Genomic DNA, 20,791 nt, shown 5'->3' with positions numbered 1-20,791 from the left:
CCTGTGCGGCATGCTCTCACCCGCCAGCCGCACAGGGCGGCAACAACACGGTATTACCAGCTCAAGCGGCCGCATGGATGAAAGCATTCAGTGCCGCCGCGATGCGTTTACGGCGCTCCTGCAAGAACGCCTTGTAGTGATCCAGTACCAACAGTTCCTCCTCCACCGGGATGCACTGTGCCGCGAATGGTGCCGCACCGTGCTGCGCCACCAGCGGTAACAGGTAGGCCACAGGCGCTTTGTCGCTGATCGCGCGATTGGTTTTGCCGCCGATGAAAGCCAGGTTGGCGATGTCGTCAGCCTCACGGGGGGTATAACTGCCTCGCAGCAATGCCTTGGGGAAAATGTGATGAAACTGCAAGCGGTGCTGACTGCCGGAGTGATCCAGGGCAATAGCCAAGTGGCTGCGCCAATCCTTGGCGCCTGCCGCACGAAACGCCAGGAACATGGTCTTGAACAGCGCACTGCGCTGGTTGCGCCCTTCCAGCTCTTCCGGCGTGATGTCAAGGCGGCCGAACTGCAGGCGCAGCCGGTCGATCAGTTCATTGACGCCGCCGCCATTGCGGATGGTCGCCAAATCCTGATCCAGAATGGTCTCACTGGAACCCCGCGAGAAACGGCCTTTGGCATTGGCGGCCAGGGCCCAATAACGCAACTGTCGCGCCTCGTCATTGCCAAGCGCATAGTTGCGGCTGTGCCCGAAGTACGCCAGAACGACCAACAGGAAGGGCGACGACAGCAGCGCCGGGCTATCGATGCCCAGGTTGCGCCGGGCGAAGTTGAGCGCGAATTCCATTCCCTCGCAGGCTTCTTGCCATGCCTTCTGCAGCTTCTCCACACTAAGGCTGGCGACGATCTGGAACCGCGATTGACCGGTGGCAAACGCCATCAGGTTCTTCAAGTGCAAGCCGAGATCCAGGTCAAAGCCCGTGTCTGCGCAGGCTTTCTGAAAATCCTGGAATGTCTGCAGCGAGTGCCGCCACTTGGCGGTGATCTGCGCCAGCGCCAGGTCGGAACTGCGCAGCTTGGCGCCCAATGAATTCACGCGAACGAAGATTTCCGTGACCTCGTCATATGAAAGCGTGCGCTCCAGTACATCCATCCGGTAAACGTACTTGCGGATGCCTCGCAGCCGGGCCAGGCGCTGGCTGTACTTCTCGTAACGCGGATCGTCAAAACCGCTGACGCCGGCACGTTTGAGGAACGGTGCATCGTTGTCGGTCTTGAACACGCTCGACACTTTCACCCACTGCGGCAACTGCTCCAGCTTGCGGGTTGCCACCACAAAGGTCATCTTGTTGAAGCGCTTGAGCAGTTCGTCCTCGGTCGAGTCCATCTCGTCGCCAATCAGTTCGCCATCGTCGTCGGCATCGTCCTCGTCGTCGCCGTTCTCTTCCACTTCGGTCACGACCGCCAACTGGTCGGGATGCTCCAAGTTGAACAACAGGTCAATGGGCCGACGACGGCCGCGCACCGACACCGGCTCGCCGCGAATGACGGCCGAGAGCGATGTCAGACGCTGCTGACCATCCAGCAGAAGCCGCGTGCTCTGGTAGGGGTTCGTGCTCTGGCTGACCGCGAAATCCTGCAGCGGCACGGCTTCATCCGTTTCCCAAAGCAGGATGGCGCCCGATGGGTAGCCGCGATACAGCGAATCCAGCAAATCGCGCACCCGCGTAGAACGCCACACATACTGGCGCTGCATTTCCGGCAAGCGCAGCTCGCCGCGCTCGATCATGGAGACCAACTCTTCAACGGTCGCTTCGGCCTTGGCCATGTTATTTCCTCGATCAGGTAGCGAGCAGGAAGCGCTCGCGGTGCCATTGCAGATAATGCAGGTGCTCGCTGGCCAGCCAGCGCAGCCTCATGCCCGGCTGAATGCCAAGCCCCTGCAGATCGCCTGCGGGCAGGCGAGCGCTGGTCAGCAGCTGTCCGGTATCGTCGAAACTGATCAGAAAGCGATCAAACAACGCATCCAGATTGGCCACCAGCAGAAAGCCATTGAAGACATCCAGCCGCTCGGCATCGTTGGCGCATTCGGCCCAGGGCTTGGCATGGCTGGCCCGCAGCACCTCGACCACGCTGATGCCGGTTACCGCACAGGCGCCACCCCAATATGTGAGCAAGGCATCGCGGTAACGCGCCTGTCCCACACGCTGACGCACCAGGCGTTCGACTTCCGTGCCCCGGGCTTCGGCAGGCATCGCTTCCACCGCACGCGCAACGGCAGCGTGGTAGTCGCGCACCGCCTGGTTCGGCAAGGCCTGCGACAGACTGGCTGCACGGCGCAGCAGGGCGGCCAGATCGGCCAGGGTGGACACCCAAAATACTCCAGCAGCGCCGGCCCAGGGCTGAAAGCTGCGCAGCAATTCCGGCAATAACGCGGATGTGGCCGGCTGAAAGCACACCTCAAAGCCTTCGGCCAATGCTGTCACCACTGCCTGACTGCGATGACGGGCCGAAGCCAGTGTTACCGCATCGCCAGCCGGCGATAACACGTGCTCGAAGCCATTGTCGTGGCCGGCTTTTTCGATGAGGGTGCGTTGCAGGGGATTCATGACTGCGTCCAATCCACCCGGTTCCACTCGATGGTGCGCTTGCTCTTGGCGTTTCGACAACTACGGCTTGACATGTTTGAAGGCCGCATCTATTGCCGCTTGAACTCTTTGGATAATGTCCTTTCTGACCCGATTCTTGCTTCCTTCCTCCAGGCGCGGAAGTCGCTCAATGCTGAAGTCAAAAACAGTGCCAGAGTAACTATCGTCTCTTGATGTTTTCCCAGAGAAGGCAAATTCAATGCCGCAGTCGCCAGCGTTTGCACCGAACTTGAATGCATATGTAGACGTCATTTTAATCAGGTAGTAATACTGATAATAGCTTTCTTCCTTAAGAAGAAAGATTTTTCCAAGATCACTTCCTTTTATCTGTATCTTGTTGACATGCCCCTCCATCCACTCAATTCGTTCCTCTTTCGGTAGCGCCCCTGCCTCTTGATCTCGAATGATCTCGAAATTCCCAATCTCCTTGAAGGAGAGTTCGGGTGTATTAACAGATGTCAATTGCAGAAAGAAGCGAATGCGCTCATTGTTCGTGAAATCATCAAAGAGAATGGACTCTGGCTTTTCGTCCGTGGTGATACCTTTCGACTTGCAGAATTTTCCGATGGCGCCCGTGATGGCATCATTGAGTTTATTGGTGTCTTGTGATGTTCTGGATTTGTTGACTTCAATTTCCAAGCCATTGCCGGATTGCTTAAGAAGAATTTCACCCGGATAAGTGATCTCTTGGTTTATCCAGTCCTTGCTGAAGTCGAGGACGCGCACGGAATATGTGATCCGTACGTTTCCATCAGGGTCAATCGAGAGGGATGGTTCAGAAGCAAACACCCGATCATCCCCCAGCTTGATACCCTCAACCACCGAGTCAAAATTGTTCTGTATCTCCGTTTTCCAATCGGCATTTGATGATGTCAACTTGAATTTGCTGGAGGAGTACTTCTTTCCAGACTCGCGAACGAATGATTTTTCGACAAGATTCGTGAACTCATTCGGCGTGAGAAGGCAGGCACTCAACAGTGGCACGGTATCGGACTTTTCACTACTGCCGATAAATATGCCCTTTTCCTTCAGGGTTTCAGTGATCTCGCCATTGCTGATGTGATCGCTGTTGAGCAGCACTCTCAAACGATCCCCCCAGAGCATGGCCCGCTCATAATCAAATTGCTTGGCCGGCTTATCCATATCAGCACTCCAAAAGATCGAGAACGGACTCTTTGTAGCAAAACACCTTGATGCTTGCCTTCCTTTCCCGAAAGGCCATCAGGACAGCATCTTTCACTTGCTTGTCGTCTGCCGGGTGGTAGCTTTCCAAGCCGATGAAAATATCCTGCACCCAGCCATCGGCAAAGTCGAAGGCCAAGCTGCAAAGTTTCTTCAGGGATTCTTCTGAGAATGCCTGCTTGGCATACAGGCAGAGAGATGGCTTTTCTCCCAGCATGAACCGGAAGGGGATAAGGTCTGAAGCCAAAAGCTCAATTGGCAGCAGATCGCCGTATCGCTCATCTGCGTTTGCGATGACATTTCCAAGCTTGGGGTAATAAAAATGGTATTGCTGCCCTTGCTTGATGGCCCTGAAGTGACTGATCGCCTCTTTGATGAAGGAGGCCCGAGCCATATCCACGAGATATAGGGGACAGTTTGACGATAAATCCAACTGGATACGACTCAAGGCGGGCTTGATGTCTTTATCCAGTGTTTCCCCGTCTCCATGCGTCCATACGAGTAGGCCTATGTGCTTCTTCTGCTTGCGCCCTCCGAAGGTTTGTATTGCTTGATTGATTTCTGAGCTGATTTTTGAGCAGGAGACTATTTCATCAAGCTCTGACAGATGGCCTTTGAACGTCGTTCTGACACCTTGCTCTCCTTTTGGGTAACCATTTTTGGCATTTTTCGAGGAGATATAAACAACATCGGTTCGGCTGTCATGGAGCGGGTTGTCATAGATGAACACAAAATCATTGCCATGCGTTTGCTTGTCGTGTGCCGCTCTATTGCATGGAATGCTGACGCCCTTCAGGAGGTTGCTCCACCCAATCAGCTTCAGGAGTTCTTCCGTGATCTTCTCGCCATTCTCACCTGATGTCTTCGATGACTCACCCATGCTTCTTCCCCAGTGTTATGCTTATCTGGATGGCTTGCCCGTCATCCTTGAAGCTTACATCATTGAATGAAAGATTTTCCGGCAGTATCAATCCAATATCCTGACCCAGATTAATGCGGTTAAACATTTTTTTCAGCTTGGCCTGAAGATTTCTGGTCGGCACATTGATTTCGTCGGCATCCACCAGTCCCTTGCGTTCGGTGATTCTGGCCAGCTCGGTGCTCCACACATCGGATGAGACGTATTTCTCTGAGACCGTCCTGATCTCATCGCCCGGCACTTCGTCCCGGTCTGCACACAAAGCAATGACCTCGCGGCAAAAATCCTGCCTTGCCACGGGGCTTTCGATGTTGTCCCGTACCTTCTCTATCAGCCCGGCAGCGACGGCTGTTTTTGTGTTTTCATTGGGAACCTGCTTCGCTTTGAGAAAATCTTCAATCCAGTATTTTGTGCGGCTGCTCAGGCGGTCGATGGCATAAATGATTTCAGAGCCATCAACGATGAGTGCGCCTTTGTCAATCAGATCCGGATTGATGCCGCTTGACACTTCGAGCCGCCTGCTTTCTCCATCGGTACCGGTGGAAATGTACTGCTGCTTTGATTCCGCCTTGTAAACTCCGATAGCAGACTTGTACTGCCCATGCAGTTTCAGCTTGTCAAACAAAATGACAAACAAATCTCCTGATGCAATGTTGGGGTGATGTGCCGAAGCGTACAAGTGTGTAGCCAAGTTCCTAGAAAGCTCTACAAAAGAGATTTTCTTGGAAAAGAAAGCAGACACATGGTGAGCCACGTCATTCAGTGTCATGTCGCTTTCATGGGTGAGTATGTACTGATTCTTATCGCTGACGATGCCTCGCAGATAGCCGCCAAGTATTAAATTTGCGATGCTTTCCGTAATGTCGAAGCATTGATTTGCCAAGGTCAGCGGCTCTTCTCGCAGGCGATTTCCAACCTGATGCAGGATGATGTCCTCAACAATCGATTCACCAATCTCCATTGGTCTCATACCAATTCTCCGGCCTCTAATTTATCCCACGCTTCCAATACTAGTCTTCGTGTACGGTATTCTCCGAACTCGGTGATCTCCCTCTCTTTCAGTACACGTAATGTTTCGGAGGGATAGTCATCGCCCGCTATGTCAGAAGGATCAAGGATATAGCAGAGCTCTTCGCGGGTAAGGCCATAGAGTCGAGCGTAATAGGCGTCTAGCTCTGCGCGAAATTGAAGCCTGCGCGATGGGTTCCAGGAAAATGGAGCGCCTTGAAAACCCATGTCCTCCGCAAATTTTTTTAAGCTATGAGTGGTATACGTGAGCTCAATAACTCTGCTTGCAATGAATTCTTCATCCACTTCCGAATAGGAGTCCGGTGGCAAAACAGGAAATTGCTGAACAAAAAATAAGTTTAAGTTTGTTCCGCTCACTTTCCATCGTGCAATCACGTCAATTATTATTGATCCAAAATTTGCGATAAGGCATGCCACCTTTTTTCTGGAAAGAGAAGGGGGTAGCCTCACAAGAATCAAGCTATTCCCCATGGCGGAAAATGGCAATACGCTGGATATGAATCTTCTAACGTTGGAATGGTTGCTCATTGAGCGAAAGCACAAGAACCAATTGTCTTCGTAGGACCCAAGCCGTTTTTTCACTTCATTGGAGTTCACATAGAATCTCGGATTCACTTCAAAGAAAGGGTCTGCGTATTGCTCAATAGAGAGCCGGGGAAGCGCCCGTGTATCATCAGTCGCCCCCAAAGGGTAACTACCAAACCGATGATCATATAGAGTCATCATTTTTGCTTCGTAGAGAGGGAGGTATCCGTCAAGTTCTGCATTGCCGATTGGCACTTTTTCTTCTTTTTGTATGTCTTCGGTCGTCAGAAAAAGGTGGCTATCGTTCGACATGTGGAACATGGTCATGAACGAAATGCCCCACGGGTTTTGCGCGGGTTCCACGACTTTGGCCTGTTTGCCCTCGCCAGCGGTGACGGCATCGCGTATCAGCACCGGCGCAGCACGGTAGAGCTTCTTGGTCAGCTCCGCGTCGCGCTCGCTGCGGAATACCGGGCAAGTGAGCGTATTGGGGTTGATAAGGCGGAAGTCTTCTGGGGATAGAGTAAAACGCCTCCTGTTGTCATTAATATCTTCAACTCTCTTAAGGAGGAAGGCGAACTTGGCTGTTTTGGATTCACCTATCGTTACAAGAGAGAATCTAACCAATGTTGCGACTGCGGGAAATATACGGTCGGAGTTATCAAAGTCATAAAGACTAACTAGTCTGCTCGCTTGAGTGAGGTTGGCGAAATAGGCTTTTGTGGATGCATCGGTAGCGATGCCGGTGGGCACGATGAATCCGGCACGGCCGCTGTCGGCATGGATTTGCAGGATGGTTTCAGCAAACAACGCGTAGGTGTTCACATCGCCCACGCCGGTCAGCGGGTAGCGGCCGCCGTCGGCGCCTTTCACATGGGCAAACACGCTGGCGGCTTCCGCCGTACGGCGGGCGGTGACGAATTCGCGGTAGAGGCGTTTTTCGGCCTCGTCCTCGTGTGCTTCGTGGGCCAGGTCGGGGGACAGGTGGCGTGCCAGCATGCCCTCGCTGAGCCACTGAATGCGCTGAGCGCGTTCGGCCTTGTTGCGGGCTTGCGCCACATCGCGATGGCGGGTGGCGAAGAATTCTTCCTCTTGCAGCTTGATGCGCTCCCACGGCGGATTGCCCAGCACACAGTCGAAGCCGCCCTGCGCAAACACCTGCGGGAAGGCCAGCGGCCAGTGGAAAACGCGGGCCTGTTCGCAGGCCGCGCGTGCGGCGGCGATGGGCGCGGTGTGCTCGGTCTGGGCGCGTTGCGGGTCGGTCAGCAGCGCATGCAGGGTGATGCTGGTGGGCACGGTTTCTGCCGTGCCCTCCGTCTTGGGCAGCAGGTAGGCGCCCACTAGCACATCGGCGGCGTGGGCCAGCGGGCTGTGGGCGGAGTCTTCCAGAAAGCGGCGCCAGGCCTGTTCCTTGGCGGCCACCTGCTCGGGGGTGTCAGCGAGCAGGGTTTCGATGGCGCGCAGGGCATCGAGGCCGCTGCGGTTGTCCACGCCCAGCAGCATCTGCTTGCCTTGCAGGTCTTTGGCGATCTGCTTGAGACCGGCGGCGTTGGCCTTGGCCAGTGCCTTGCAGACGTCCTTGTCGTCGCCGCTCAAGGGCTTGAAGGCATCCTTGGCGATACCTTGCTCGAGCACGTTCAGGTCGGCCAGGCCCAGCAAGGCGTCGCCCACTTGCAGGTGATGGTCAAGAAAGCCCAGCGGGCGGCCTTCCTCGTAGCCTTCGAGCCACAGCGCCATGCGCGCCAGTTCGATGGCCATGGGGTTGCGGTCCACTCCAAAGATGCAGCGGGCCACCACTTCGCGCAGGGCGTGGCGGTAGTCCTGCGGCTGGATGGCGCCCTCCTGCCCGCCTTCCAGGCTGCGCAACTGGGCCAGTTTTTCGGCCAGACGGCGGGCAGCGGCGAGCAGGAAGTGGCCGCTGCCGCAGGCCGGGTCGATGACGCGGATGGCCAGCAGCGCCTCGGTGGGGTTGGCCGGGTTGGCGGCCAGGCGCTGTTCGATGACGGGGTCAAGCGCGCTCCTGATCAGCTCCTGCACCAGGCTGTCGGGGGTGTAGTAGCTGCCGGTGAGCTTGCGGGCGTTGCCGGCGGTGCTGCCTTCCTCGGTGCGGCCGACGAAGCCGAAGGTGCGGGCGGGCAGGTCGATGGCGGGCACCAGTTCCAGCAGGCTTTCGTAGACACTGCCCAGTTCTTCCGGGCCCATGTTGCGATAGTCCACCGGCACCAGGCTTTGCGCGCCGGCCGGCTTGGCCCAGCGCAGATGTTGCAGGGCCGCCAGCAGGTGGGCGTTGTCCAGGCTGGCGGCATCCAGATCGGGGCATTGCGCGGGAGCGAACAGGCCGCCCAGGGCGGGCAAGGCCAGACGCGGCTCGCCTTGTGCCAGGCCACGGAAGACGATGCGGATGGCCTGCCACTGGTCGTTGTGCCGAGTGCGGGCACGGCGTTTGAGGCACAGCTCGCGCAGGCGGGCCAGGGCATAGCCTTCGGCATAGGCGCGGCGGGCGGTTTGTGCTTCGGCGCTATCGTCCTGCGGATGCAGCAGGCCGCGCTCTTCCACGGTGAAGACGAAGATGAGCCGGTAGACCAGGCGCAGCAGTTGTTGGAAAAAGGCGTCCTTGCTGAGTGTGCCGTCATGCAGGGCGGTGCGCAGGGCGTGGTTGTCGGGGTGTTGCAGGAAGCCCTGACCAAAGGTCAGCAAGGCCTGCTCGACGCCGTCGCGCAGGCCGTCGCGTACGCGGGTGCCTTCCTGCTGGCCTTCGCTGCGCCATCGTTCCCAGATGCAGGTTGCGCCACCTTGATCGTGGTGGCTGGGCGCACGACTGGCATGCAGCAGGCGCCAGACGTTGGCGAATTCGGCGTAGCGCTGGCCGCCCAGCAGGTCGGCCAGATCGACTTCGAGAAAGCTGGGGCGGGTGAGGCTGGCGGCATCGCGCAACAGGCGCAGTTGCCTGCCGTTGCTGACGATGCCCCAGAGGTGATCAGGGCTGGCGTTGAGCAGCTCCTGCATGGCCTGGAAGGGGGCCTTCCTGCGACTGCCGCCGCCCTGCACGGCAAAGTGCGCGTCGGCCTCGTCCAGCCCCAGGGAATACGGGGCAACGAGTACGGGCAGGCTGCCGTTCGTCAGGCTGACGGGGTAGCGCAGTTCCCCCACCGACTGTGCCGAAGTGGCTTGCAGGGTGGCGTAGCCGAAGGCATCGCGCAGCAGTTCGTGCACGAAAGCGGTGGTGAGCTGGGCGGCATCGACGTCGGCGCGCTCCATCTGCGCGGCGAAGTGCTGCCACTGGGCGCAGGCGATCTGGAAGGCGCGGCTGTATTCGTCCTTGAGCTTGACGCCCTTGGGCGTGCCGTAATCGGCCTCGCTCTGGGCGCTGGCGCGGCCCTGGGCGGCTTTTTCCAGTTGGTCGGGCAGGAACAGGCCACCTTCAAGCTTGAGGGTGGGCAAATCCAGCGTGGCCTGGGTCTTGCGGATGCGTTTCATGTTATTCGTCGGCCTTTGTAACAACTTCCCAATAGCCGCCCTTGGTGGGGCCATGGCGGCGTAGCTTGCCGGTGCGTTTGAGCTGGTTGAGGTGGTACTTGACACCGTCGGGGCTGAGCCCCGTTACCCGCGCCAGCTCGACGGTCGTGATGCCTGGCTGGCTGCGCAGGTGTTGCAGCAGGATTTCTTGGGTAGTCCTTGGTAGTTCTTGGGTAGTTTCTTGGGTAGCCTGCGGTAGTTCCTGGGTAGTTTTCAGGCTGGTTTCCGGTCTGATCGCGGGTGCATCTTGCGAGGCATCCAGCGCGGATGGCCGGTTGAAACGGGTGATGAACAGACCGCCAATTTCGTCAAAGCTGGTGCTTGGGGCATTTTCCAGAGCGAGATAAGGCTGCTGCCAGCCTTCGGCCTTGATGTGCAGACAATGCTTGCCGTCGATGCGCTGTTGGGTGATGTGTGGATAGATGGCCGGTTCGATATGCGCGGTAATGGCCTGGGAGACATCACGCAGGGTCTTTTCGTTGATCTCCAGGCCTACGGCTTTGCCGTTGGGTGCAATGCCGAACCACAGCTCGGCCTGGCCGTGTTTGTTGAGCATGGCGGCCAACGAGATCAGGCCCTGCTTCAGCTCAGCCAGGGATTTTTTCAGCTCGACGGTTTCGGTTTCCGTCATGGTGAGTACCTGGTCCATCAGAGCGCATCCGGCAGCAGGACGTAAACGCCCATGACGTCGACCAGCAGACAAGGGCTGACGCTGTGGTGGCCCACGTCGCGGGCGGCGGCGCGTACGCGCTCGTGGTCGGCCAACAGGGCTTGGGCGCGTTGCTCTGCCAGGGCTTGCAGTGGCTGGGGATGCGCAGCGAGAAAATCGAGCGCGGCGCGCACTTCGCGTTGCACGGCTTCTGCGGGCAGGTTGCCACTGGGCGTACATTCGAGCAGGCAGTTCACGCTGTCATCGGCCAGCCATTGCGGATTGGTTCGGCCGCGCACGGCCAAGGCCACGGTCTCCTCGGCCATCATCTGGAAAGGCTCACGACGGCGCACGTAGCTGAGCTGATGCCGCAAGCGCAGCAAATAGATCGTGGTGGCGACATCGACGTCGTCGGTCAGCGTGGCCGCACAGCGGGCTGCCAGCGGTCGTTCGCTGCTGAGTGCATCTTCCAGCAGGTGCTGAGCCAGCAGGCCGACCAGCGGGTGGCTGCGGTGCAGCTCGGCGAAGTCGATGTTGAGCGGTTTGTCGATGCCTTCATCGGACAGGCGCTGGCGCAGTGCTTCGGGCAAGTGCTGCGGCAGGAAGCGGGACTGCTTGCGGCCCATTTCCAGGGGGGAGCCGAGGCGAACGCAGGCGCTTTGCAGGAAACGCTGCACATCGGCCTGGGTACCCAGGGCTTGTTGCTGTTTGTGCCATTCCGGCAGCACCTCGTCGGGCTTGATGCGGCGTTGGGCAAAGACGGTGCGGTTGGCCTTGGCTTTTTCCAGGGCGTCCTGCCACTGGGCCTGCAATGGCGCCAGCAGTTGCTCGGATTCGCCGAAATCAAAACGGGCTTGCCGCGGGGCCATGCTACTGTCGCTGCGCCGCATGAGAGCCGCCTTGACCAGGGCCTGGCTGATGCGGGCTTCGTCCTCGGGCAGGGGCACCAGCACGCCCAGTTCCTTCTGGATGGTTTCGCCCTTGCGCAGGATGACGTTGAGCACGAAACCATCGACCGGGTTGTCCTGCCCGTAAAGCATGGTGCAACGGACTTCGTCGGCCTGCTGGCCGAAACGATCGACGCGGCCTTCGCGTTGTTCGTGGCGTGTGGGGTTCCAGGCCAGGTCGTAATGGACGACGGCGGTGAACAGATGCTGCAGGTTGATACCTTCGGAAAGGCAGTCGGTGGCGACAAGGATGCGTTGCCCGGCATCTTCCAGGCCTTCCACGCGCTCACGACGTTCTTCCGGGGTGAGCTCGCCGGTGACGGCATCGACGGTGGCCTTGGGAAAGGCGGCCTTGAGGTGCTCGGCCACGTAATGGGCGGTGGCGACATAGCGGCAGAACACCACGGGGTGATAGCCATCTTCAAGCAAGGAACCGATGTGCCGGATGAGCGCGGCCAGCTTGGGATCGCCCTTCTTGCCGGACAGGCGCTGTGCTTCGGCAATGAGGTCGTGCAGGCGGCTGGCGTCCTGCAATTGGGCGGGGGGCTCCAGGTCACTGCCCATCAGGTCGTCGGCTTCGCCATCGTGCAGGCGCTCGTCACTGAGCAAGTCGTCATCCGCCATGGTGCCTTCCAGCCGCGTGGTCAGGGCCTTGACGGCAGCCGCAGGCGATGATGCCACGCAGCGCAGCAAGGCCAGGGTGGCGTACCAGATGAGGCGGGCGCCACCTTGCTGCGTGTCTTGCTGCTCAATGGCTTCCGCCATTTCCCGGCAGTAGTCCTGCACGGCATCAAAAAACGCACCCCATTCGCCGCTGAGCTGGTAGGTGAGCTCGGTTTTCATGCGGCGGGGGAACCCCCGCCCATCTTGGGTTTCGGCCTGCCACTCGGCGATGTCCTTGCGGCGGCGTTGCACAAAATGGCGGGCGAGTTCCTGACGCAGCGGATCGGAGGCCGTCATGCGCCCTTGCAGCGCTGCAAAGCGGGGATCGAGCAGCGACAGCAGGTTGTAGAAGGCGGTTTCGTCACCGGAGTGCGGGGTGGCGGTTAGCAGGATCAGGTGTCGCTGCGCGTCACGGGCAAGGCGTTGCAGCAACTCGAAGCGCAATTGCTTGCCGGTGCCGCTGCTGGCGCACGTGTGGGCTTCGTCAACGATGATGCATTCGGGGGCAGCGGCAAGAAACTGTTCGCGGTGGCGTTCGCTCTTGATGTAGTCCAGGCTGACGACCACCACGGGATGATGGTCGAACAGGCGCACGCCATGCGGCAGTTCGCGTTCGATGCGCGATGCGGATGCCGAGGTCAGCGCGATCGCGTGCAGGTTGAAACGGGTTTCCAGCTCACTTTGCCATTGCTCGACCAGATGTGGCGGACATAGGATGGCCAAGCGGGCGATTTCGCCACGGTCCATGAGCTCACGTGCGATTAGGCCGGCTTCGATGGTCTTGCCGATGCCGACGTCATCAGCGATCAGTAGGCGCACGGTAGACAGTCGCAATGCCATCAGCAGCGGCACAAGCTGGTAGCCGCGCGGCTCCACGGCGATATTGCCAAAGGAGCGGAACGGGCCGGCACCGGCACGCAGTGTCATCCGCAAGGCATCGCGCAGCAACAGCGCGGCGGCGTGGTTGCCGGCGTGCGCGGGATCGGGCCATTCGAAGGAGGCTGGTTCGACGGGATGGAGTTCCAACTCTGGGATCAGGGCGATGCTTTCGTCCTCGGCGCCGCTCAATGGACGCAGGCGCAGCCAGTCGCGGCGGGAGTCGTTTTGCACCACCCATTCGCGGCCTCGGGCACGTACCAGGCTGCCGGGCAGAAAGTCGTGTTCAAGGGTTGTCATGTGCCTTTATTCCTTGGGGCCGAACACATCGGCGTGTGCGGCGAACTGTTGTGGCCAGTGTGAAGCGTCCGAAAAATCGAGCACCTGCCAGCCTTTGTCCTGCAATACGCTGGCGGTCTGCTCATCCACTGTGGACAGAAACACCAACGCACGAGATGCCTTGTACTGGGCTGCGGCGATGGCCGCGCCATTGTTGACGGGTACATTGACCGCATCAGGTTGTCTAGCCCCGGCCTGGCGGAGTGCAGACAGCCAGACGTCGAGCAGCTCGTCTTCTGAAGTCGTTGCGGCAACGGTGGCCGGGCTGTTCGCTACGGGCTGCACCTGGGCATTGGCAAGCGCGACCAGCAGCTTGAGTGCATCCGCGTTACGGCGGTTGATGTGCTCGTGATCCGGCTGATTGAAGTAGGAGAGCAGGCATTGGTAACAGCCGGCCTCGCATTGATGATTGCCCAGTTCATCGGTCTGCTCCAGTGACGGCAGATCGTCCAGCGTCCAAACGCCGCTCTGCGGTGCGCGGTAGTGAATCAGTTGCAGGGCATTGCTGGCGACGAGTGCAAGGTCGTCGCGATGATTTGCCAGACGAGTGAGCACGCCTGCACCGCCTTCGGCCGCTTCGTAGAACAGCAAGGCACGGCGCTCATCTGCCTTGGGCAGTGGCTCGACCACCAGCTCGGATTCCTCGATCTGGAAGGTCATTTCGATGCCACGCTTGAGGGCAGCCTGCAAGGTAGCCATGGCCTCCAGCGACAGGGTATGTAAAGGTGCGAAGATCAGCAGGTTGCGATGATCTTCCACAAAAGGAACGATGCGTTGGTTGGGCACCTTTTCCAGCAAGGCATCGTCGTTGCCGTTGTCGTCTTCCGCATCCGGTGCGTCCTGCTTGCTCCAGGTGCCGGTAATGGGATTGATGTAGAAGCCCAGTTGCTCTTTGTTCTTACGCCTGCGCCAGCCGCGGTTGATACGCCAGATTTGCGCAGCAGGCGCATAAGTGAGTTCGCCCAACAATTCTTCGCCCAGCCGGACTTCGGCTTTCTGCTTCTGAATCTGGCCATCGGGCCCGGGCAGGAAACGGTAGGTGGTCTGCAACTCGAAGCCCTGACGCTGGCGCTCCTCGTCGTTGATGGAGATGCGCTCGGTGGCTACCGTCTCCACGGTTTCGATGCGATAGAGCTCGCGCACCCAATCGTGCTCGGTGAGCAAGGCATCACAGTTTTCGCAGCGATTGACCAGCGGCTGTTCGCCGCCCGGGTCACCGAGATGCCCGTAGCCGCACTGACTGCACACCAGAGAGGCAATGGTGGCCAACTGGCTGCTACCGGAAATGTGGTCTGTATTGCCGACGTTGAGTTTGGCTCGCACCACGCGGTACATGCGGCCCTGGTGATAGATGAGGCTGCGAGGACCGAACTCTGACAGAGCCAGGAAACGCGGGCGGCTGACCATGCTGCCTTCGTCGTCCTTGCCATTAACGGTCTGACCGCCACGAGCGGGAATCCAGGCCATCAGCGGCAGGCGCGGGAAGTTGTAGCCGGGCAGGAAGCCCTGGCTGGCCAGGTAGCGATAGGTGTAGAAGTCGTTGTTCTGGCCATTACCGGATTTGAGCAACACGGCGTACTGGCGCGCGGCATCGCCGTAACGGCGCTGGGCATTCTGGCGCTCGGTGTGCGAAGCGGTATGGCTCTTGACGATGCGATCAGCCATGTCCATCTGCTGACGCGTTGCATCGAACAACACGCGCCAGCGTTCCAGCGCTTCGGAGAACGCCTTGGGTGCATTGGCGATGACCTGGTGTACGTAGTCAGGCGTGAACCAGGCGCTGCTTGCCAGCTCTTCCTTGAGCTGATCGATGACCCGGCAGGCACTGGCCAGGGCACGCTGCTGGACGGTCTGCGCTTGTAGCGCTTCCTGCAAGGGCTGTTTCAGTGGTTTGCCGGGCCGCTCAAGATCCAGCATGGGCGCAATGCTGTCGTCCAGCGGCACCTGGGTGCTGGCCAGCCAGACCGCTTGCAGATGGCTGTCGATCAGGTCGCGGTTGGCCAGATCGAGTGTGGGTGCGCGTACCACGCCATGCACCATCTCGTTGGCATTGTGGAAGAACCACTGGTCGTGCGGACTGAGTGCCGCGCAGTAGGTGATGACCAGCGCCTGCTGGCCCGAACGACCCGCACGGCCGCTGCGCTGGGCGTAGTTGGCGGGGGTCGGCGGCACGTTGCGCAGGTACACGGTGTTGAGCGCGGAGATATCCACACCCAGCTCCATAGTGGGGGAGCAGAACATCACCGGCAGGCGCTCCAGCGGCGCTTCGTGGGCCGGGTTCTGCGCCCAGTCCTGCCTGTCTTTTTCGGTGTAGCGGAAGCGCTGCTCCAGCAGTTGCCGGCGTGGCGCATCCACCTGGGCGGTGTGTTCCTGGGCCTCGAAATCGAACAGCGGATGTGAAGGCTGACGCAGCAGGTCGGCAATGCCGAGATACAGGGTGCGGAAATACTGGTTGATGCGATTGCTATCGGTTTGCGGCTGATCGGCAATCAGGCACCAGTCCAGGGCGGCTGCGTTCAGGCGCCAGCCGGCGAGTTGCGAATCAATGGCATGTTTTTGCACATAACCATAGTTGCTGGCTGCCTTGAGCATGTCTTCGATCAGCTCAGTCCATTCGGCGTCTTTCCATTTCTTGACCTCGCCAGCGCAAGCGCTATCACTCCAAAGCTTGTTTATCTTGATTTGCCGCAATAGACGGGATCGCGGACCGCCAGTCACCAGATGCTCCGATCCTCCCTTTTTGTATTCCGGGCGCTTGCCGAGGATGAGATAACGGCCGGTATCGAGTTTTTCGTCGGGAGCGAAGGCCCAACGTTCATTCAGGTAGGTGTGGGCGCTGGTACGTGCCTTGTCCTGCTCAACCGGGTCGAGGTAACGGCTTTCCAGGCACAGATGGCGGCGCAAGGTGTCGAACAGCAATTCGTACAGAATTGCTCGCTGCACCGCCGTCAGTTTGTTCAAGGTGCTGTTTGCGGCAAAGATGCTGGTGTCAGCGCTAAAGGTGGCCAGGTCTCGGTACCGAATCTGCAACAGGCCAAGCTGATCCAGATTCGGATTATTGAAGCGCCAGCCACGCCGTAGATCGCGCAGCAGCCGGTAGGCAATAATGAATCGCAAGGTGCGTTGCGCTTCCTGCCGTGCCAGCCCCATGAGCTTGGGAGTGCGCAGATATTCCACCAAGGTGGCTTCATCGACCCCTTGAAAGCCGAGGGCCTTGAATACGCTTTCGGCCAGGTTTTCTTCATCAAGCTGGCCGCCACTTGCCTGTAGTGCGCCGATCAAGCCGGCACGCAGCGTCAACAGGAAAATGAAATCGTTGAAGTGACCCGCCTGCAGCGCGGCATCCTGGCGGTTGTCGGTAAACCCAAGCAATTTACGCGGATCAGGTTGGCCTGGAGCCGGCTCGGGAAGTGCAAACAGTTGCTGTAAGGCCGCCAGGGCAATCATGGTAGTGGCCGAAGAACGGCCTTCCCCGGACAAACTGGCGAGGCGGTTGGCATCTTTGCCGTGGGCTTCGTGTGTCGTGCCGCAGTTCAGGCAGAAGCGGAACTTTCCGGGAATGAACCAGAACTCCGTCCCGGAGCCTGTTTGTCCTTTGGCATCGACCGTGACCATATAGGGAACGGCATTCTTGTAGGCTGACTTGACTTTGGGCTCGCTTCGGCTGAGGTCGATCCAGGTTTCCGGCAGGTCTTCAAGCAGGCCACCGTATTGCTGCCCGGGCACCAGTGGGCACAGGAAGCCATAGCTGGCGGTGTCGTCTCCTGCTGCGATATCGTCGATTTCACGCGGGCTGAAGCTGACCGGTTGCTGTGCGTGCCAGACAGGCAGGTACTCCTGGCCGCAATCGCGGCAGAAATGCGTGGGGTAAAGCAGCACATTCTCTTGCTGCCGTCCCGGTGCGAAACGCTGGGCATCGAGCGTGACATGGCGCTTGCCTCGCTCTTCCAACGTGGTGAGCACCTTGCCCGGTCCACTGATGAACTGGTGCAGCTTGAACGCGAAAGGCGGCCTGCCCTGGGGCGTGCGCACATCATGGGCAGCCACCAGAAAGCGCTGCAGGGCGGCGCGAGCGGCTTCAGGCTGGCAGCCCGCATCTTCGGCAAGACGGTAGCTGGCCTCTTCCAGCGTCATGGGTTTCGCGCGCCTTGGAGGCTCGTCCGCAGGTAGCTCGATACCCAGGTTCAATTCCACCCAGATAGCCAACGGATCATCGCGAAAAGCGTCGAAATCAGCCCAGATATCCTGCTTTCGCGCAACGGCTTCCGGCAGTTCTGCGCGGATGGCGTTGACGTCCTTGAGCGGGTTAGTGACGCGCTCCAGTGTCTCGCCGATGACGTCATGCTCGCTGATCCGGGTGCCAAACAGTTTGCTGGCCACATCAGCGACAACGCGATTGCGATCGGCTTGGCTGCCTGCGCTGGACATGGTGGCTGATGTGCCGATGCAGACCAGTTGCTCGGCCTTCAAGCGCTCGCGTAAGCGACGCACCAGCAAGGCAACGTCTGCCCCTTGACGGCCACGATAGGTATGCAATTCATCCAGCACCAGGAACTCAAGCCCCTCACAGTGCTCCACCACTCGCCGATCCACTTCGTCGAAGCGCGTGAGGATGTACTCCAGCATCATGAAGTTAGTCAGCAGGATATCGGGCGGGTCATCCGCGATGGCGCGGCGTTCTGTCTGGCTTTCTTGGCCGGTGTAGCGCTTGACGGTGAAGGGTCGGTGCTCTGGCGCATAGCCATGCAGAAACTTATCGAGCTCTTCCAGCTGGCTGTTGGCCAGAGCGTTCATTGGATAAATCACAATGGCTCTGGTACGTGCTTTGCCATCGGAGTCCTTGGCCTTGAGAATGCGGTCAATGACTGGGATGAAAAAGGACAGGGACTTACCCGACCCCGTTCCGGTAGTGACAACGTAGCTCTGGCGTTCCTGACCTTTGGCCAGAGCTTCCATTTGGTGCTTGTAAAGATGCAGGGGTTCTGGCTTGCCTTCAGTCTTTCCAACCTGGAAGATTTCTGCGCAGGCAGGATGCAAGACCCCCTCTGCCACCAGCTTCTGCACCGTGCCTTGGCGTTGGTAATTCGGGTTGATCTGTACCAACGGCTCAGGCCAATAGCGGCCCTGCGCATACTGATGTTCGACCTCGGCTTGGATATCAGGCGCGGCGATACGAACGAAACTGCGGGAAAAGCTGCCATATCGCTCGATGAGCTGGTCGCGGAACTGGAAAACGTTATCCATGTAGAGTCCTCACTGATCCATCTTGCGGTCAATCGCCAGAACCGCTGCTCTATCCGAGGTGCCCGCTGTGACGCGCTTCCACTTTGCCCCTCTTCCCTTGCCAGTCGATTCGATCAATCCCTCTGACTTCATCGCCCGCAGCACCAGCCGCACCATGTCCCGGCTCACGCCCGGGCAGGCCTCTTCGATTTCGGAAATCGAAAACGGCAGGCAGCGCCCCAGCACTTCCGCTCGCACCCGGTCGCCTTTACTGCCACGGCCACGTTCGATGGTGCCGACACGCTCCTCGAACTCGCGGTATGCCCGCAGCAAGGCACCCCAGAAGTAGTCGAGCCAGGGCTTTGCGTCGTGCTGCCCCTGGTGCCAGCCCTGCGAGCTGGCTTCAAAAGTGTTTCGTGAGCCTTCCTTGGTTTCCTCGAAGATGCGTTCCAAACTGATGTAGCGGCCCACGGCATAGTCGAAGTGGTAGAGCAGCAGCAGGGTCAGCAAGCGGGACATGCGACCGTTGCCGTCCGGGAAGGGGTGAATGCACAGAAAATCGAGCATCGCCAGCGGCACCAGTACGAGGGGGTCGGCCAGGCGTTGATCCAGCGCGGTGGCGTAGCGCCCGGCCAGATCGGCCATAGCCATGGGTGTGAGGTGCGCAGCGACCGGCTGGAAGCGTAGACGTGACGTGCCGTCCGGGTGACGCTCGATGATGTCGTTATTGGTAGCCTTCCAGCGCCCGCCCGCCTGTGGCATGTAACGGTACAGCAGGGTGTGGAGTTGCAGCACAACACCCTCGCTGAAGGGCATGTGCGCGGCAGACTCGTGGATCAGCGCCAGGGCATCGCGGTAGCCGGCGATCTCCTGTTCGGAACGGCTCTTTGGCGTTGCGTTGCGGATGACCAGCGACTTCAACCGCGAGGGTGCGACGACAACGCCTTCCAGCCGGTTAGATGACTCGGTGGACTCCAACACCGCGATCTGGCACAGACCCTTGAGGGCTTCGGGCGACTGCGCGGCATAGAGTTGCTGCTTGCCCTGATACTCGCCCAGTGTGCGCAACGTGGCGGCCTGGGTGCCATCGAAGCGAAGCGCGGCAAGGTACTCGGGTGTGAGCGAGTGCATGGAAATGTAAGCCCAGGCTGTCTAAATGGGGTAATCATAGCCATTAAATGGGGTATTGTCTCTACAAATACCCTGTTATCAGTCTCTGACTACTCCATTTCCTCAGCTTCTTGATTTTGACGTGCGCTTGCACCTCCTCGGCATTCACCACCCTCATATATTTTCCTTTACTGACAGGCCTTGAGGATCTGGTTTCAAGCCATGCGTACGAGCGTACTCCAACACCAGAATTTCGATCATTGAGGCCACCGAGCGGCGCTCGCGCTCAGCCGCCAAGCGCAAAAGCTGCTTGATCTCAGCGGAGGTGCGGATGGATAGGGTTTCGTCCTTCAGGCGTGACATGGCAGCGTCTCATCAGTGATGTCACGCAAATGTACTGCATTTTGCCCCACCTCGCCATGATTCTCTTCAGGGCGTAGATTCCGTGCTTGGGGCTGCTCGATGGCGCGGCACCTTGGCGGTAGCCGGCTTTACAGGGCGCTCAGCCTTGAATCGAACCGGGTTTTGAGGAGGCTGCATTTCTTGAGAGAATGCAGCCATGAGCAAGAACAACAAATTTTCGCCTGAAGTCCGTGAGCGTGCCGTGCAGTTAGTGCGGGAGCATCGGGACGGTAGCCCATCTCGTTAAGGCGGGTACTGCCGCTGGTCCGCGTGGCGTGTGGGCTATAGGCGCCACTCCACCCCAAAACCTTGAGTGCCTGGCGAAGCGATGCGGCGGACATAGGGGCGTTGCGATCATCTCGGCCAGGAAACAAGTGCTTGCGGTTGCCGGTAATGGCATGCAGTCCTTTGAGCATCTCCACTGCCTGTCGTGGCAGAGGCACGACGTGCTCCTTGCGCGCTTTCATGCGCTGCGCCGGGATACGCCACACAGCCTTCTCAAGGTCAAACTCATCCCAGGCCGCCTCGGCCACTTCGGTCGGTCGCGCCAGGGTCCACCACATCAGTTGCATGCAATGACTTACCTGAAAGCTGCTGCGGTGGTTTGCGAAGTCGCTCAGCAGTTTGCCGATCTGCTCTTTACTCAGTGCCGGCTTGTGCTGGGTCTTGTTTGCCGGTAGCGCCTTGCGCACCGGCCAAACCGGGTCGCTGTCGGCTCGCAAGGTGGCGACGGCGAACTCGAATACGGCGGACATGGTGCGCCGCGCCTCGGCTGCGACCGTGGGCGCGCCACGCTTTGCTGTTTTCTGCAGGA

At 59.1% G+C, this 20,791-nt stretch carries 11 protein-coding genes and 1 pseudogene; all 12 read right to left on the bottom strand.

The annotated features are described in order from the left end of the window. Window positions 1–61: 61 nt before the first annotated feature. Window positions 62–1,777 carry a DUF262 domain-containing protein gene (locus VRY85_RS12360; RefSeq protein ID WP_414598903.1) on the bottom strand — a complete coding sequence of 572 codons (1,716 nt, stop codon included), beginning with the start codon at window positions 1,775–1,777 and terminating at the stop codon, window positions 62–64. 13 nt (window positions 1,778–1,790) lie between these two features. Further along, window positions 1,791–2,558 carry an HNH endonuclease gene (locus tag VRY85_RS12355; RefSeq protein ID WP_414598902.1) on the bottom strand — a complete coding sequence of 256 codons (768 nt, stop codon included), beginning with the start codon at window positions 2,556–2,558 and terminating at the stop codon, window positions 1,791–1,793. Between the two features lie 60 nt (window positions 2,559–2,618). Beyond that, window positions 2,619–3,740 (bottom strand): hypothetical protein, encoded by a 1,122-nt coding sequence (locus tag VRY85_RS12350; protein ID WP_414598901.1) that lies wholly within the window; start codon window positions 3,738–3,740, stop codon window positions 2,619–2,621. A 1-nt stretch (window position 3,741) separates the two neighbouring features. After that, window positions 3,742–4,659 carry a hypothetical protein gene (locus VRY85_RS12345; RefSeq protein ID WP_414598900.1) on the bottom strand — a complete coding sequence of 306 codons (918 nt, stop codon included), beginning with the start codon at window positions 4,657–4,659 and terminating at the stop codon, window positions 3,742–3,744. After that, complete coding sequence (locus VRY85_RS12340) at window positions 4,652–5,659, bottom strand: nucleoid-associated protein (RefSeq protein ID WP_414598899.1); 1,008 nt, start codon at window positions 5,657–5,659, stop codon at window positions 4,652–4,654. The genes VRY85_RS12345 and VRY85_RS12340 overlap by 8 nt, the downstream gene beginning before the upstream one ends. Window positions 5,660–5,664: 5 nt before the next feature. Continuing rightward, on the bottom strand, window positions 5,665–9,729 hold the full coding sequence (locus VRY85_RS12335; protein WP_414598898.1) for an Eco57I restriction-modification methylase domain-containing protein: 4,065 nt from the start codon (window positions 9,727–9,729) through the stop codon (window positions 5,665–5,667). Window position 9,730: 1 nt separating this feature from the next. Continuing rightward, complete coding sequence (locus VRY85_RS12330) at window positions 9,731–10,417, bottom strand: RNA-binding domain-containing protein (RefSeq protein WP_414598897.1); 687 nt, start codon at window positions 10,415–10,417, stop codon at window positions 9,731–9,733. Next, complete coding sequence (locus VRY85_RS12325; protein WP_414598896.1) at window positions 10,417–13,203, bottom strand: helicase-related protein; 2,787 nt, start codon at window positions 13,201–13,203, stop codon at window positions 10,417–10,419. The genes VRY85_RS12330 and VRY85_RS12325 overlap by 1 nt, the downstream gene beginning before the upstream one ends. A 6-nt stretch (window positions 13,204–13,209) precedes the next feature. Next, window positions 13,210–18,486, bottom strand: a complete 5,277-nt coding sequence (locus VRY85_RS12320; RefSeq protein WP_414598895.1) for a DEAD/DEAH box helicase — start codon at window positions 18,484–18,486, stop codon at window positions 13,210–13,212. 9 nt (window positions 18,487–18,495) lie between these two features. Further along, window positions 18,496–19,596, bottom strand: coding sequence for a Fic family protein (locus VRY85_RS12315; protein WP_414598894.1), 1,101 nt, complete (start codon window positions 19,594–19,596; stop codon window positions 18,496–18,498). Between the two features lie 153 nt (window positions 19,597–19,749). Next, a complete protein-coding gene (locus VRY85_RS12310) occupies window positions 19,750–19,938 on the bottom strand; it encodes a hypothetical protein (RefSeq protein WP_414598893.1) in 189 nt (62 codons plus the stop codon). Window positions 19,939–20,258: 320 nt separating this feature from the next. After that, window positions 20,259–20,789, bottom strand: a pseudogene (locus VRY85_RS12305) (tyrosine-type recombinase/integrase); the annotation flags it as partial. Window positions 20,790–20,791: the final 2 nt, after the last annotated feature.

It is taken from the genome of Achromobacter sp. F4_2707 (assembly GCF_047501535.1).
GTDB lineage: Bacteria > Pseudomonadota > Gammaproteobacteria > Burkholderiales > Burkholderiaceae_B > Yanghanlia.
The sequence above is the reverse complement of the archived record's forward strand: the minus strand, read 5'-3'. Positions and strand labels throughout refer to the sequence as shown.